At 46.1% G+C, this 15,217-nt stretch carries 12 protein-coding genes and 1 pseudogene; 7 read left to right on the top strand and 6 right to left on the bottom strand.

Annotation, left to right across the window (positions count from 1 at the left end; translation table 11 throughout):
- A pseudogene (locus tag ACYPWY_RS05360) lies at positions 1 to 201 on the bottom strand (hypothetical protein); the annotation flags it as partial.
- Positions 202 to 299: 98 nt separating this feature from the next.
- Between ACYPWY_RS05360 and ACYPWY_RS05355 the strand changes: the two are divergent.
- Complete coding sequence (locus tag ACYPWY_RS05355) at positions 300 to 845, top strand: hypothetical protein (protein WP_459684402.1); 546 nt, start codon at positions 300 to 302, stop codon at positions 843 to 845.
- A gap of 8 nt (positions 846 to 853) precedes the next feature.
- Here the strand turns inward: ACYPWY_RS05355 and ACYPWY_RS05350 are convergent, their stop codons facing one another.
- On the bottom strand, positions 854 to 1,489 hold the full coding sequence (locus ACYPWY_RS05350; protein WP_459684401.1) for a SanA/YdcF family protein: 636 nt from the start codon (positions 1,487 to 1,489) through the stop codon (positions 854 to 856).
- Positions 1,490 to 1,512: 23 nt separating this feature from the next.
- A complete protein-coding gene (locus ACYPWY_RS05345) occupies positions 1,513 to 2,379 on the bottom strand; it encodes a nucleoside phosphorylase (protein WP_459684400.1) in 867 nt (288 codons plus the stop codon).
- A 251-nt stretch (positions 2,380 to 2,630) separates the two neighbouring features.
- Here ACYPWY_RS05345 and rlmH point away from each other — a divergent pair, with 251 nt between their 5' ends.
- Positions 2,631 to 3,104 (top strand): 23S rRNA (pseudouridine(1915)-N(3))-methyltransferase RlmH, encoded by a 474-nt coding sequence (gene rlmH, locus ACYPWY_RS05340; RefSeq protein WP_459684399.1) that lies wholly within the window; start codon positions 2,631 to 2,633, stop codon positions 3,102 to 3,104.
- A 133-nt stretch (positions 3,105 to 3,237) separates the two neighbouring features.
- On the opposite strand, the gene ACYPWY_RS05335 is transcribed toward rlmH, so the two are convergent.
- The 3 genes from ACYPWY_RS05335 to ACYPWY_RS05325 all read right to left on the bottom strand — a co-directional run bounded on the left by ACYPWY_RS05335 (position 3,238) and on the right by ACYPWY_RS05325 (position 5,286).
- Positions 3,238 to 3,441 (bottom strand): hypothetical protein, encoded by a 204-nt coding sequence (locus ACYPWY_RS05335; RefSeq protein WP_459684398.1) that lies wholly within the window; start codon positions 3,439 to 3,441, stop codon positions 3,238 to 3,240.
- A 63-nt stretch (positions 3,442 to 3,504) separates the two neighbouring features.
- The gene (gene holA, locus ACYPWY_RS05330) at positions 3,505 to 4,509 is read right to left on the bottom strand and encodes a DNA polymerase III subunit delta (RefSeq protein ID WP_459684397.1); all 1,005 of its coding nucleotides are present in this window, start codon (positions 4,507 to 4,509) and stop codon (positions 3,505 to 3,507) included.
- 6 nt (positions 4,510 to 4,515) lie between these two features.
- Entirely contained in the window at positions 4,516 to 5,286 is a 771-nt protein-coding gene (locus ACYPWY_RS05325; RefSeq protein ID WP_459684396.1) for an AMP nucleosidase, read from the bottom strand.
- 97 nt (positions 5,287 to 5,383) lie between these two features.
- Here ACYPWY_RS05325 and ACYPWY_RS05320 point away from each other — a divergent pair, with 97 nt between their 5' ends.
- The 5 genes from ACYPWY_RS05320 to ACYPWY_RS05300 all read left to right on the top strand — a co-directional run bounded on the left by ACYPWY_RS05320 (position 5,384) and on the right by ACYPWY_RS05300 (position 15,203).
- A complete protein-coding gene (locus ACYPWY_RS05320; RefSeq protein ID WP_459684395.1) occupies positions 5,384 to 5,833 on the top strand; it encodes a type I restriction enzyme HsdR N-terminal domain-containing protein in 450 nt (149 codons plus the stop codon).
- Positions 5,834 to 6,243: 410 nt separating this feature from the next.
- The gene (gene prmA, locus ACYPWY_RS05315; RefSeq protein ID WP_459684394.1) at positions 6,244 to 7,077 is read left to right on the top strand and encodes a 50S ribosomal protein L11 methyltransferase; all 834 of its coding nucleotides are present in this window, start codon (positions 6,244 to 6,246) and stop codon (positions 7,075 to 7,077) included.
- Positions 7,078 to 7,417: 340 nt separating this feature from the next.
- Positions 7,418 to 10,303, top strand: coding sequence for an exo-beta-1,4-galactosidase (locus ACYPWY_RS05310; protein WP_459684393.1), 2,886 nt, complete (start codon positions 7,418 to 7,420; stop codon positions 10,301 to 10,303).
- A gap of 20 nt (positions 10,304 to 10,323) precedes the next feature.
- Entirely contained in the window at positions 10,324 to 13,110 is a 2,787-nt protein-coding gene (locus ACYPWY_RS05305) for an alpha-L-rhamnosidase (RefSeq protein WP_459684392.1), read from the top strand.
- Complete coding sequence (locus ACYPWY_RS05300; RefSeq protein WP_459684391.1) at positions 13,107 to 15,203, top strand: beta-galactosidase; 2,097 nt, start codon at positions 13,107 to 13,109, stop codon at positions 15,201 to 15,203. The genes ACYPWY_RS05305 and ACYPWY_RS05300 overlap by 4 nt, the downstream gene beginning before the upstream one ends.
- The last annotated feature ends 14 nt before the right edge of the window (positions 15,204 to 15,217 follow it).

Genomic DNA, 15,217 nt, shown 5'->3' with positions numbered 1-15,217 from the left:
AAGGAAGCGTTTTACCCATGTATTCACCGACACCAAACTCATCTCCGTCCGTTCTCCTGCTTTTGCCGAAGACAGACCATCTCCCTTGAGAAGAACCGCACGGCAACGCATACGAAAACAGTGGCTCGTGCCATTGCGGAAGCCATCCTCGAGTTGCCCTCGCTGGGCAACTGTTAATTCCAGTTTCTTTATCTTTCCCATTCCTAATTGTATATACCATACTAGAACGGAAAGACAAACTAAATATTTTATACAAACTAATTATGAACACTTACTTAAGCAACTAAAAACAATTAAATATGACCCTATCAACAAACTTCAAAGAACGCCTTTCGCAACGAATAGACATGGACGATATGCTTGAAATCACCTATTTGATGCAAGAGCATAATGAGCGGAAGCAAGAGTTATACGACTTGCTTTACGATTCGGACGATAACGTTGCTTATCAGGCAGCATGGGTTCTGACTCACCTTTCCTTGTATGAAAATCGGTGGCTATATGATAAGCAAAATGAGCTGATTGATGAGGCGCTCACTTGCCCTCATGCCGGAAAACGGAGGTTGATTCTTACCTTGCTCTACCGGCAACCCCTGACCAATCCGCCAAGGGTCGATTTTCTGGATTTTTGTCTGGAGCGGATGCTTTCAAAAGAAGAGCTGCCCGGCGTGCAATCGCTGTGCATGAAACTGGCGTATGAATTATGCCGTCCCGTACCCGAACTGTTGCAAGAATTGAAGGCCGCGCTCGAAATGATGGAGACGGATTTACAGCCATCCATGCGAACTGTCCGCAAGAATGTGCTGAAGGCGATGCAACAAGGGAAAAGTTTGCAGAGCTATTAGAGGGCTTCTTACTCAATCTCCACCTCTTCCCCCAAAAACCGGGGCTGTTTATCCACCAGTATATCCACCAATACTTTCACGCGGGCAAATTTTTCCCGGATAATGGTTTTATAGGAAAATCGTCCCAGTCCAACGTTTTTGGCATTGTAGCCGGATGCTTTTAGTCCGTAATAGTGCGCGATGAAGATAGCTCGCTCGTTATGAAAGCGTTGGGAGACGACAATAAAGGAATCTTGTCCGAATATTGCTTTCATTCTGATAACCGAATCCAGTGTTCTGAAACCGGCATAATCGAGGTAAATAAGGCTGTCGGGCACGCCCATCGAAACCAATGCGTCTTTCATGTCCTGCGGTTCGTTGTAGGTTTCGCGGCTGTTGTCGCCACTCATTACAAACGCGCTGACTTTTCCCGCATCATACAGCTCTTTTGCCGCTTCAATGCGTTTTACAAAATACGGATTCGGCTTCCCGTTCTTCAGATTCTTCGATGCCCCTAAAACCAGGGCTACTTTCTGTCGGGGAATACTGTCGGTGTTGTTGTAGATATAGGTGGAGGTGTCGTGTGATATTTTCCAGTTGGCAAACACTAAAGAGAGGATAACAAGCGAAAGAGCAATTGCCAGAACAGCAATCACTCTTTTCATCTTCTTTTTAGTTGTTGACTTCATCAAATGCGGTTCAATACGGTTTTTATCAAATCTTCGATGGAGCCTTTGTAGTTGGCATTCGATTCGCCTGCCAAGCGGTTGGCTATGATGGAACATACGGTCATCGCCTTGTGTCCCATAAGTTTACCTAAACCGGCCAGGGGAGCGCTTTCCATTTCGTAATTGGTAATGGTATCGCCCTTGTACTCAAACGATTCTATTTTGCTGTTCAAATCGGGGTTGGCGAGCGGCATACGCACATACCGGCCTTGTGGCCCGTAGAATCCGATGGCCGAAATGGTAACGCCTTTAATCATATCGTGCCCTATTCTTTCCACCAGCTCGTTGTTGGCGCTCACCACATAAGGCGAGCAATGCAGGGGCGACCAGTTCACATGTTTCTTGAATGCATCTTCAAAATCGATTTCGGCGACCTTGTTCCGGCCTTCGTAGTAGTTCAGCACGCCATCGAAACCGATTGACCTGGCCGATACCACATACGAACCAATCGGGCAGTGGGGCTGCAATCCGCCGGAAGTGCCCACCCGCACCATGGTCAACTGTTTAAACTCATTCTTTACTTCCCGCGTTTTAAAATCGACATTGGCCAAAGCATCCAGTTCGGTGATTACAATATCTATATTGTCGGGGCCAATTCCGTGCGATATAGCCGTAATGCGTTTACCCTTAAAGCTTCCGGTTATGGTGTGGAACTCCCGGCTTTGCACTTCGCACTCGATGCTGTCGAAAAACGAAGCTGTTAACGAAACTCTTTCCGGGTCGCCCATCAAAATAATTTTGTCGGATAACTGTTCGGGACGCACATGAAGATGGAACACACTGCCATCGTTGTTGATGATTAGTTCTGATTCTGGTATTATTCTCATAGTTATAATGTTTTACTATGTTGTAAACACAAATATAGGCTAAAAAGTTCAAAAATTCAAGATTTAACCTGAAGCTGCTTCATAAGAACGCGAATTACGCAGATTACGCAAATAATTTTATAACTGTACTTGATAAACACTATATAAATTGCGATAATTTGCGTAATTCGCGTTCTTCCCTAGTGTTTGGCTATTTACCCATACCGAACTTTGGACTTATTTTGTAACTTTGCAACTCGTAACTCAAAAACATGAAAATAACTTTGCTTGCTATCGGAAAAACGGATGCCGCTTATTTTGCGGAAGCCATTGATGAGTACAGGAACCGCTTGTCGCATTACCTGCCCTTCGAGTTGCAGATTATTCCCGATTTGAAAAACGCGAAGAACCTGAGCGTTGACAAGCAAAAAGAAAAGGAAGGCGAATTGATATTGAAAAATATCCAAGCCGGCGATTGCCTGGTGTTGTTGGATGAGCGGGGCAAGGAATTTAGCTCGTTGAACTTCGCCTCCTACATCGAAAAAAAGATGCAAACCGTGTCCAAACGCCTTGTTTTTGTTATCGGAGGGCCCTACGGTTTTTCGGATGCGGTTTACAATAAGGCCACCGAGCGGTTGTCGCTATCGAAAATGACTTTCTCGCATCAGATGATACGGCTGGTGTTTGTCGAGCAGCTGTATAGGGCAATGACTATTTTGAACAATGAACCTTATCATCACGAGTGATTTTGCTGCTAAAGTAAGCGAATTAGCACACGGAACAAACGGAATATGAGAACGCTAATTGCGCAGATTACGCAAATTTACGCGATTTATAAAATGATTAGCGTGAGTTTGCAGGGCAAACGCATGAAAAATTTTACTGCTTATGCCTTTCGGTAAAGTTGCTGATATGAGCAGGAGATTCCTCCCTTTGGTCGGAATGACGGTCTCCTTTGGGGGAGAGGGGATGAGGAGGTGGCGGCGAAGCCGCCACCTCCTCATCCTTTAAACCGCCAATAGGCAAGTTATTCCGACCAAAGGGAGGAATCTCATCCGCAACAGTAGTACTAAATTTTTTCATGCGTATGCCCTGGTGAGTTTGTGTAATTCGCGCAATTTGCGTTCTTTCTGTGTCCTCTGTGTGCTAGTGCAATATCTTGTAAATAAGTTCTTTCAATAGTTCGCCGTCGGGTGTTGACGGGTTGTCCACCCCTTTGCCTTTGGCGTCGAATGTGCGGAGGAGCGAAATAATTCCCATGGTTTTAAAGGCATTGTAGTTGCGGAGAGCCACAGCGTAATCTTTGGCCTGAAACGTGTTTCGGAAGCCCAAAGCCTGGGCAATTCCGTTCTCCGATTTATCCCTTTCCCAGTAGCAAATCATCAGGTTGCTGAAAAAATTGAACAGCACAACAAGCGTAACAATAAAGGGATTGTTCTTGGGGTTTTTCTCGAAATAGTCGGCTATCCGGTTTGCTTTCAGTACATTTTTTTCTACAATGGCTTTTAAGAGTTCAAAGTTGTTAAAGTCCTTGCTGATACCGATATTGCGTTCGATTAAGTCGGCAGTGATTCGTTTTTCGCTGGGTGGAATCGAAAGTATCAACTTGTCCATTTCGTTGACAAGTTTGCTCAAATCGTTCCCCAGAAAATCGGTCAGCATCTGTGCCGGTTTTTGGTCGATGCCGTATCCTTTGAGCATGAAATGCGACTGCACAAATGCCGGTATTTTGTATTCGGGTATCTTCTTCGATTCAAAAACAACGCCGTGTTTGTCAATCTCCGCATACAGCTTTTTGCGTTTATCGAGGCTCCCGTTTTTGTAGTTCAAGACCAGGATAGTACTCTTCAAGGGGTTTTTGATATAGACTTCCAGTTCCTCTATTTTCTTCAGACCTTGAGCCTCTTTCACCACTATCAGTTGTGCATCAGACATCATCGGGAAGCTTCGCGCCAATGTTATTATGGCTGCCGGATTGCTTTCCAGTCCGTACAGAATATGCTGGTTGAAATCTTTTTCTTCTTCGGAAACCACCGTTCCGACCAGCATATTTGTCAGTTCGTCAATATAATACGGCTCATCGCCCATAAAAAGATATACGGGTTGAAACCGGCGGGCGGCAATGTCTGATTTTAATTGTTCAAAAGTCATAAGCGCTCAAAAACGTAAGTGTTTGACGGTTGTACCGTTGTTGATAAGCGTTGTGAGGGCTTTTATGCCTATCATAACGTGCTCTTTAGCATAGTTTTGTGTTACATGTGTATCACTCTTTTCCGTTTTCACCCCTTCGGAAATCATGGGTTGGTCGGAAACCAGTAGCAGGGCGCCGGTGGGTATCTGATTGGCAAAACCACAGGTAAACAAGGTGGCTGTTTCCATGTCCACGGCCATTGCCCGGATAGAACGAAGGTATTCCTTAAATTTTTCGTCATATTCCCACACGCGGCGGTTGGTTGTGTAAACTGTTCCCGTCCAGTAATCGCGGCTGAAGTCGCGGATATTGGACGAAAGGGAGCGTAGCAGGCTGAATGCGGGAAGCGAAGGCACTTCGGGCGGAAAATAGTCGTTGGATGTTCCCTCTCCCCTGATGGCGGCAATGGGAAGGATATAATCGCCCAATTGGTTGATTTTTTTCAGTCCGCCGCATTTGCCGAGGAAGAGAACGGCTTTGGGTTGTATCGCGCTTAACAAGTCCATGATTGTAGCGGCATTGGCGCTGCCCATTCCGAAGTTTATGATGGTGATGCCGTTTGCCGAGGCATTGGGCATATTGCCATCCGTACCAATAATGGGCGCCCCGAAATGTTCGGCGAACAGTTCGACATATTTACTGAAATTGGTTAGCAGAATATGTTGGGTGAACTGGTCTAGCGGGCGCTTGGTGTAGCGGGGCAGCCAGTTTTCTACGATTTCTTCTTTTGTTTTCATTTTTTACTTTTATTCTTATGTTATGAACAAAAATAATAGCATTTTTGTACGCTGAACATACAAAGATAAGAAAAATAATGTCCAAATCGAAAGAGTTATGGTTGAATTGAATTTGCCGCCCTACAATGCAAAAATAAAAAAAGGCGAAAAGGCTGTGTTGATTTGGGACTGCCTGCGGAGCAAATACCTCGTTCTCACCCCCGAAGAATGGGTAAGGCAACATTTTGTGAATTACCTGATTACCGAAAAAGCCTATCCTCAATCGCTGATAGCCAACGAAAAGCAGATATTGCTTAACAACCGGCGCAAAAGGTGCGACACCATCGTTTACAGTCGCACGCTGTCGCCACTGGTGATAGTTGAATATAAATCGCCCGAAGTGCCTATCAATCAGTATGTTTTCGACCAAATTGTGCGCTACAACATGGTGTTGAAGGTCAACTACCTGATTGTATCAAACGGCCTTCAACACTATTGCTGCGCGATGGATTACGGTAAGCAAACTTTTCGTTATTTGGAAGAAATTCCGAGGTATGAGGAGTTGTGAAAGTTTCAAGGTTTCAAGTTCAAAGTTCAAGGTTCAACTTTTGTGTGGAGACATGGCGTGTCGCGTCTCTACTTTGAATCTTGAATCTTGAACTTTGAACAAGGCAAACGCATGAAAAATTTTACGGCTTATGCCTTTCGGTAAAGTTGCTGATAGGAACAGGAGATTCCTCCCTTTGGTCGGAATGACTCGCCTATTGGTGCTTTAAGGGAGTAGGAAGCGGCGGCGAAGCCGCCGCTTCCTACTCCCCTCTCCTAAAAAGGAGACAGTCATTCCAACCAAAGGGAGGAATCTCATCCGTAACAGTAGTTCTAAAATTTTTCATACGTTTGCCCTGGAACTTTGAACTTTGAACTTTGAACTTGAAACTTATTATTTACCTTTGCACATTATTAATATGTAGCTATTGTATGAACTATATCGAAGTAAAATTCACCTGTACGCCTAACAATGAGATTGTTAACAGTATTTTATCGGCTTCTGTCGCAGAGATAGGATTTGAAAGTTTTGTCGAAACCGAAGAGGGAACCACGGCTTACATTGCCGAAGAAACTTTTGAGGAAGAGGCATTAAAGGAAGCGCTTGGCAATCTGCCCATTGAAGCGGATATTACCTACACCCGCGAACTAATTGAAGACAAGGACTGGAATGAAGAATGGGAGAAAAACTACTTCAAGCCTTTGATTATCGACAAACGCTGCATTATTCAAAGCACATTTCATAACGAACCGGCGGTTTATGACTATAACATCATCATCGACCCCAAAATGGCATTCGGAACCGGCCACCACCAAACCACCGAACTTATTATCCGCGAATTGCTGGATATGGATTTAAACAACAAATCGGTACTGGACATGGGATGCGGAACGGCTATTCTCGCTATTCTGGCTTCGATGCGAGGCGCCAATCCCATACTGGCAATCGACATCGACCAATGGGCATACGACAACGCCATCGAAAACCTGCAACTGAATGACATCAGCAACATAGAAGTGAAAATAGGCGGAGCCGAACTGCTCGGAAATCAAACTTTCGACATCATACTGGCAAATATCAACCGCAACATCTTGCTGAACGACATCCCGAAATACGCAGCAGCGCTAAACAAAGGCGGCGAACTGTATATGAGCGGCTTTTATGTAGAAGACATCCCCGCCATACAACAAGCCTGCGAAGAAAACGGATTAAAATTTATCCACAATACACAGAAAGATAATTGGACGGCAGTGAAGTTTATGTAGGGGCGAAATATTTTTCGCCCTCGGCTGATTTTTAAGTAGAGACGTGGCGCGCCACGTCTTTATTTTTAGGTAAGAAAAAATATATAGTGGCTTATTTGTGTAAATTTGCGTAATCTGCGTAATTTGCGTTCTTTCGAGACAGCCCCATACTCCGTGAAACTCCGTGTTTAAATGATTCTTATATCAATTTCTTCAGTAAAAATGTCAAAATGTACATCTTTTTGAATGATATTACATAGTATAGAACTTTTGTCTTTAATATCTTTGCAATGTCCAAAATCTGTTTTTTCCGAAAAGGAGGGGATTTGTGCAGAATATTAAAATGAAAAATGACTATATCATGAAATTCAAACATTCTTTTGAGTATTTAAAAATCGGTTTATTTATTTGTTTCGTTTGTTTGTGGGCAACGACTGAAGCTCAAAACAAAAAAATTGATTTGCAAGGCGAATGGCGTTTCGACATCGACCGGAACGATGCCGGTGTGAGTGAACGCTGGTTTGCAAAAAAGCTAGGCGATAAAATTACGCTGCCCGGTTCGATGGCCGAAAATCGCCAAGGCGATGATGTTACGCTGAATACACCCTGGACGGCCAGCATTTACGATAGTTCTTTTTTCTTCAATCCGAGGTTGGAGAAATTCAGGAAACAGGAAAACCTGAAATTGCCGTTTTGGCTGACTCCCGTAAAATATTACGTGGGTGCAGCATGGTATCAGAGAGAGGTGAATGTGCCGAATACCTGGAAAAACGACCGCATTCTGCTCTTCCTCGAACGCCCGCATACCGAATCGCATCTGTGGATTAACGACAAGGAAGTGGGTACGCAAAACTCGCTGAGCGTGCCGCACGTGTTCGACATAACTTCTTACCTCAAAACGGGGAACAATACCATCACCATTTGTGTGGATAACCGAACCAAAGCGGTGGATGTGGGCAAAGATTCGCACAGCATTACCGACCAGACACAAGGCAACTGGAACGGGATTGTGGGACGCATGGAATTGCAATCGACCCCCAAAACATTTATTAGCGATGTGCAGGTTTTTCCCGATTTGAAAGGCAAAAAAGCGCTGGTTAAAGTAGTTATCAATGGCAATTCGCCGGGAACGCTTGCTTTGGATGCCGCTAGTTTTAACGGCAAAATCTCACATGGCGTAGCCCCTGTTTCGCAGTCGTTTACGGCGGAAAAGGATGGTCTTACCAACTTGGATATAGAATTGCCTTTGGGCGATGGCGTGCAGTTATGGGACGAATTTAACCCCAATTTATACAAGCTGAAAGTCGCCTTGAAGACCAAACAAGGCGAAGACCTGAAAGAACTTCAGTTTGGTATGCGTGAATTTACGATTAAAGACACCTATTTTTATGTGAACGGACGGAAAACCTTCTTGCGCGGAACAGTCGAAAATTGTGTTTTCCCCTTGACCGGATACGCCCCGATGGATATTGAATCATGGGAACGGGTTTTCAGGATTTGCCGCAATTTTGGCTTGAACCACATGCGTTTCCACTCGTTCTGTCCGCCGGAAGCCGCGTTTATTGCCGCCGATAAAGTAGGATTCTATTTGCAACCCGAAGGTCCCAGCTGGCCAAATCATGGAACATCACTCGGCGACGGTCGCCCGGTGGACAATTATTTGTGGGAGGAAGCCAAAAGCATTGTGAAAGAATACGGTAATTTCCCCAGTTTCTCGATGTTTGCCATTGGTAACGAACCACGCGGACGTTGGGTAGCTTGGGTTTCCAAGTTTGTCGATTATTGGGCCGAAACCGATACTCGTCGGGTTTATACCGGCGCCTCGGTGGGTGGCAGTTGGGCATGGCAACCACGCAATCAATACCACGTAAAAGCCGGAGCCAGGGGCTTGGATTGGGGCAAGCTCCCCGAATCGGCCTCCGATTTTCTGGCGCGCATAGATACCGTTAAGCAACCTTATATCTCGCACGAAACCGGTCAGTGGTGCGTCTTCCCCGATTTCACCGAGATACGGAAATATACGGGCGTGATGCGTGCCCGCAACTTCGAGCTATTCCGCGAGGATTTGGCCGACAGAGGCATGGCCGACAAGGAAGCCGCCTTCCTGATGGCATCGGGTAAGTTGCAGGCATTGAGCTACAAACACGATATAGAAAAAAATCTTCGTACCCCTAAATATGCAGGATTCCAGTTGTTGAGCCTGAACGATTATTCGGGACAGGGAACAGCCTTGGTGGGCGTTCTGAATGCTTTCTGGGAAGAAAAAGGCTACATTAATGCCGAAGAATTCCGTCAGTTCTGTGCACCGACTGTGTTGTTGTCGAGGATGGACAAATTTGTTTTCACCAATGACGAAACAATGACGGCCAAGATTGAAGTAGCGCATTTCGGCGAAAAAGAACTGAAACAACAACCCACCAACTGGCGAATAAAAGATGCCTACGGAACGCTAATAGCCGAAGGAAAGCTTCAAGCAAAAGACATTTCATTGGGAAATAACCAACAGCTGGGAACCGTTGAACTTCCGTTGGCGAAGCTGGAAAAAGCCCAGAAACTGAATCTTGAAGTTTCGTTCGATGCCTTGAATGTGCGCAACAATTGGGATTTTTGGGTATATCCTGCCCGTTTGCCGGAGCTTGCAGCGAACGATATTCACATCACCAGCCAGATTGATGCCGAAACAGAAGCGGTGTTGGCTAAAGGTGGCAAGGCGCTTTTGTTGCTGGATGGCAAAGTGGAGCAAGGCAAAGATGTGGTACAATACATGACGCCCGCATTCTGGAATACCTCGTGGTTCAAGATGCGCCCCCCTCACACGGTGGGAACATTGATAAACGATTTCCATCCGGTGTTCAAGAACTTCCCGACCGATTATTATACAGGCCTTCAATGGTGGGAGCTTGTCAACAGAGGACAGGTGATGGAAATAACCGGTTTCCCGAAAGGATTCGATCCGATTGTACAGCCAATTGATACCTGGTTTATCAACCGCAAGTTGGCCACTTTATTCGAGGCCAATGTGGGCAAAGGGAAGATAGTAGTTACCAGCATAGATATACAATCGGCTTTGGAAAAACGTCCGGTGGCCAGGCAGTTGCGCTACTCCATTCTGAACTACATGAATTCCAACCTCTTTCTGCCCGAAAAGAGCCTCAATATATCTCTTATAAAAGACATTCTCCTCAAAGAAGGCGAACGCCTCAACACCCATACTCAGGATGCACCTGATGAATTGAAGACTAATTAATTGAACAAAAATATAGAATCATGAAAAAACAACTAATTGTTTACATAGTACTTTTGGCAAATGTATTGTTTGCCTATCCGCAACAGACCAAGGAAACCGCTTGGCCGGATATTACAACCGAAACTAAACCCTGGGCGCGCTGGTGGTGGCTGGGAAGCGCAGTCGATAAGGCAAACCTCACTTACAACTTGGAAGAAATGAGTAAGGCAGGCCTCGGCGGGGCCGAAATTACGCCTATTTATGGTGTGAAGGGACAAGACAGCAAAAACATCAATTACCTTTCGGCCAAATGGATGGATGTGTTGGCTTTTACCGAATCTGAAGCCAGCCGGTTGAATATGAATATCGACATGAATATGGGAACGGGCTGGCCTTTTGGCGGGCCGGAGGTTAGCATTGAAGATGCCGCAACCCGCGCCATATTTCAGGAGTATAACCTCAAAGGCGGACAATCGTTGTCGGAACCGGTGGAGGTGAATGATAAAAAACAAAAAGATGTGGCCTTTTTGAGCAAACTGATAGCCTATCCTGCCAGTGGAGAGGCCATTGATTTAACAAGCAAAGTGAAAGCCGGAAAGTTGAACTGGACTGCGCCCGCCGGACAGGATCTGAAACTGGTTGCGTTATTTGTCGGAAAAACCTTGCAGAAGGTAAAACGGGCGGCTCCGGGTGGCGAAGGCTACGTTTTGGATCATTACGATGCCAAAGCCGTACAACGTTATTTCGGCAAATTCGACAAGGCGTTTAAAAGCTCCAAGACCAAGTATCCTCATACTTTCTTCAACGATTCGTACGAAGTATATGGAGCCGATTGGACGCCTGACTTGCTCGTCCAATTTGAAAAGAGAAGAGGCTACAAACTCGAAAATTATTTCCCCGATTTTCTGGCTAACGGCAAAACGGCCAATTCGGCGCGTGTCATTTCCGATTACCGGCAAACAGTGGGCGACCTTCTCTACGAATATTTTACAAAAGCTTGGACAGACTGGTCTCATGCCCGCAAAATCACCACACGCAACCAAGCGCACGGTTCGCCTGCCAACCTGATAGACCTGTACGCCGCCGTTGATATTCCCGAATGTGAAACCTTTGGTATCACCGATTTCGACATCCCGGGCTTGCGCAAAGATTCAATCCGAAAAGAAAACGATGGCGACCCGACTACGCTGAAATATGCCTCTTCTGCCGCACATATCGCAGGCAAAAAATATACCTCTTCCGAAACTTTCACTTGGTTGACCGAACATTTCAGGACATCCCTGTCGCAATGTAAACCCGAAATAGATCAGGTGTTTACCTCGGGAATCAACCACGTTTATTTTCATGGCTCGGCCTATTCGCCGAAGGAAGCCGCCTGGCCCGGCTGGAAGTTTTATGCAGCCGTTGACATGTCGCCTACAAACAGTATCTGGCGCGATGCTCCGGCATTTTTCAAGTACATAACGCGCGTACAGTCGTTCCTGCAATATGGCAGTCCCGACAATGATTTCTTGCTCTACATGCCTATTTATGATATGTGGAACGAACAACGGGGCAATTATTACCTCACATTTGCCATTCACAGTATGCGCGAACGCTTGCCGGAATTTTACAGCGCCGTGGAGGACATCCGCAAATTGGGCTATGACCTCGATTACATCACCGATTCGTTTATCGAAAGCACAGTGGTTGAAAATGGCAAACTGAAAACCATAGGAGGCGCAACCTACAAAGCCCTGATTTTGCCCTCCGTAAAATTATTGCCCGTAGAAACGCTTGCCAAAATCCGTCTATTGGCCGAACAGGGAGCCACGATTGTTTTTGCCGAACAATATCCGGCAGATGTACCGGGTATGAACGACCTGCAAAACCGCAGAGATGCATTCAAGAGCCAACTGGAAAAATTCCCCGCAGTAGCCTCGTTTAACGCTGCCAACGCTTATAAGTTGGGAACCGGTAACGTCATTACAGGCAAAAAATATGCCGACATATTATCGAAATGCACGGTCAATAAAGAACGCTTTTCGACTGATTTTGGTGGACAATATATCCGCCGGAAAAACGAAAGCGGTTACCATTACTTTTTCGCCATGCTTCAAAACAAAACGGTTGATGGCTGGGTAGCTCTTGGCGTTGATGCCGGAAGCGCGATGTTCTTCGACCCATTGACCGGAAAAACAGGCTTGGCGAAAATCAGAAAAAACAAGGGAGTTGCAGAAGTTTACATGCAGTTGCAGCCGGGCGAATCAATTATCCTGAAAACATTCGACAAAAAAGTGGAGGCTCAGCCCTGGAATTACTACCTCGCTACCGGTACGCAACTCGGCTTGAATAGCGATTGGGAAATGTCGTTTGTGCAAAGCGAGCCCGCTGTTTCGGAATCGTTTAAGCTACCTGAACTGGGTTCGTGGACAAATTTGCCGAATGATGTGCTGAAAAAGAACATGGCGACAGCCCGTTACAAAAAAGCGTTCGAGATAAAGAAGACAGCGGGCTTGGAATACAAACTTTGCCTGGGCGATGTGCGCGAAAGTGCGCGTGTATTTATCAACGGAAAAGAAGTGGCCGTGCTGTTCGCCGTGCCCTTTGAACTGAATATAGGCGAATACCTGAAAGACGGTAAAAATACGCTCGAAGTAGAAGTAACCAACCTTCCTGCCAACCGGATTTCCGACTACGACAGGCGGGGTGTAGAGTGGCGCATATTCAACGAAATTAATTTTGTCAGCATTACTTACAAGCCCGAACAATTCGACAAATGGGGAATAATTCCTTCGGGATTGTTAGGCCCTGTGGTAATTAAAGAACTTAAAAACATCAATCTATGAGGAAGTTAATTGTATTGACGATAGTGGCGTTAGTCTGTGCAAGTTTGACGAACGTTCGGGCGAGTAACCGCGATCCGCACAGTTTTTTCAATGCCAGGGATTTGACATTGACAGGCGTGTATTATTACCCTGAGCATTGGGAGGAGTCGCAATGGGAACGCGATTTGAAGCAAATCAGCGATTTGGGCTTCGATTTTATACATGTTGCTGAATTTGCCTGGGCGAGGCTCGAGCCATCGGAAGGCGTATATGATTTTGCCTGGCTCGACAGGGCTGTGGATATTGCAGGTAAAAATAACCTGAAAATAGTGATGAGCACTTCTACTGCTACACCGCCTGTGTGGCTGTTGCGCCAGCATCCCGACATTGCCATTACGCGCGAAAACGGAACCCAGATGGATCACGGCGCCCGCCAGCATCCCTCGTCCTCGAATAATTTTTACAGAGCTTACTCCTTGAAAATGATTGAAAAACTGGCCGAACATTATGGCAAAGACAAACGCATCATGGGTTGGCAGCTGGACAATGAACCCCGTCCGATACAGGACTATGGCGCCGATGCCCAGCAGCGTTTCAGGGATTGGCTAAAGGACAGGTATCAAACGATAGATGCGCTGAATAAGGCTTGGGGAACGGCTTTCTGGGGACAGATATACACCGGTTTTCAGCAGATTAATATTCCGCAAGTATCGCAAATGTTCATGAACGCGCACCAGATACTCGACTACAACCGGTTTACTACGGACGAAATGTCGGGCTTTCTGGACGAACAGGTGCGCACCATCCGCCGCTATTCGATGCCGGAACAGTGGGTTACCACCAACTACATTCCGGCTTACGACGACGGCCATTTGCGCAAGAGCGCCGAACTGGACTTCCACTCCTATACGCGCTACATGGTTTATGGCGAGAACTTTGGCATAGGACGCAAAGGTTATCGCTTGGGACATGTGGAACGCATCGCCAAAGCAAATGACTTTTTCCGTCCGATAGATGGGGTCTATGGCGTGATGGAACTTCAACCCGGACAAGTGAACTGGGGCGCCATCAATCCGCAGCCTCTTCCCGGGGCTGTGCGCTTGTGGTTGTGGCACGTGTTTGCGGGAGGCAGCGATTTTGTCTGTACTTACCGCTATCGCCAACCGATATACGGAACAGAATTGTATCATTATGGCATTGTTGGCTCCGATGGGGTAACTCCTACGCCGGGCGGACTTGAATACTCGACCTTTATAAAAGACATCAAAACCTTGCGGAAGGATTACGACCCGAAAGCAAAAAATCCGGAGGCTTACGAAAAACGCCGGACAGCTGTTCTTTATAACCACGAAAACACCTGGGAACTGGAGAAAAACAAGCAAACAACCGAATGGAACACCGAAAATCACGTGGACAAATATTATTACGCCCTGAAAAATTTCGGCGCGCCGGTGGACTTTATTGACGAGCGGAATAATTTCGCTAACTACAATGTAATGCTTGCTCCGGCCTACGAAATGCTGGATAAAGAACTGGTTCAACGCTGGACGGAATATGTGCAGAATGGTGGTAATCTGGTGCTTACAAGCCGCACGGGACATAAAACCCGTAACGGTCATCTGTGGGAAGCTGCATTTGCCGAACCTGTTTATTCGCTGATTGGCGCAAAAATAGACTTCTACGATTTATTGTTGCCTCATACGCCTGATAATGTGGTGTTTGAAAATAACAAGTATCCTTGGACAAGCTGGGCGGAGATTCTGCTGCCTGACAATGCAACGGAAACTTGGGCTACATACGAAGGCGATTTTTATGCGGGAAGACCGGCTATTGTACACCGTAAATTGGGTAAAGGAACGGTTACATATATAGGCGTAGATTCTCAGGATGGAAAAATGGAAAAAGCCGTATTGCAAAAACTCTATGGCCGCCTGAATATCCCCTTGCTGGATCTGCCTGACGGACTGCATATTGAGTATCGAGACGGGTTTGGCGTTGCGTTGAACTATGCCGATAAAGGCTTGTCGCTCCCCGTACAAGGAAATGTGAAGTATTTGTTTGGCGGAAAAGACATTCCGGTAGCAGGCGTTTCGGTTTGGAAAGAAGGGAAATGATGTGCTGATGTGCT

The sequence above is a fragment of the Viscerimonas tarda genome (genome assembly GCF_054601255.1).
Note: the sequence above shows the minus strand (reverse complement) of the source record. Positions and strands in the feature narration are given on the sequence as shown.

Bases quoted from the DNA above. Each gene is read 5' to 3' on its own strand.
- ACYPWY_RS05355 (WP_459684402.1), top strand. From the start codon at position 300: ATGACCCTATCAACAAACTTCAAAGAACGCCTTTCGCAACGAATAGAC.
- ACYPWY_RS05350 (WP_459684401.1), bottom strand. From the start codon at position 1,489: ATGAAAAGAGTGATTGCTGTTCTGGCAATTGCTCTTTCGCTTGTTATC.
- ACYPWY_RS05345 (WP_459684400.1), bottom strand. From the start codon at position 2,379: ATGAGAATAATACCAGAATCAGAACTAATCATCAACAACGATGGCAGT.
- rlmH (WP_459684399.1), top strand. From the start codon at position 2,631: ATGAAAATAACTTTGCTTGCTATCGGAAAAACGGATGCCGCTTATTTT.
- ACYPWY_RS05335 (WP_459684398.1), bottom strand. From the start codon at position 3,441: ATGAAAAAATTTAGTACTACTGTTGCGGATGAGATTCCTCCCTTTGGT.
- holA (WP_459684397.1), bottom strand. From the start codon at position 4,509: ATGACTTTTGAACAATTAAAATCAGACATTGCCGCCCGCCGGTTTCAA.
- ACYPWY_RS05325 (WP_459684396.1), bottom strand. From the start codon at position 5,286: ATGAAAACAAAAGAAGAAATCGTAGAAAACTGGCTGCCCCGCTACACC.
- ACYPWY_RS05320 (WP_459684395.1), top strand. From the start codon at position 5,384: ATGGTTGAATTGAATTTGCCGCCCTACAATGCAAAAATAAAAAAAGGC.
- prmA (WP_459684394.1), top strand. From the start codon at position 6,244: ATGAACTATATCGAAGTAAAATTCACCTGTACGCCTAACAATGAGATT.
- ACYPWY_RS05310 (WP_459684393.1), top strand. From the start codon at position 7,418: ATGAAATTCAAACATTCTTTTGAGTATTTAAAAATCGGTTTATTTATT.
- ACYPWY_RS05305 (WP_459684392.1), top strand. From the start codon at position 10,324: ATGAAAAAACAACTAATTGTTTACATAGTACTTTTGGCAAATGTATTG.
- ACYPWY_RS05300 (WP_459684391.1), top strand. From the start codon at position 13,107: ATGAGGAAGTTAATTGTATTGACGATAGTGGCGTTAGTCTGTGCAAGT.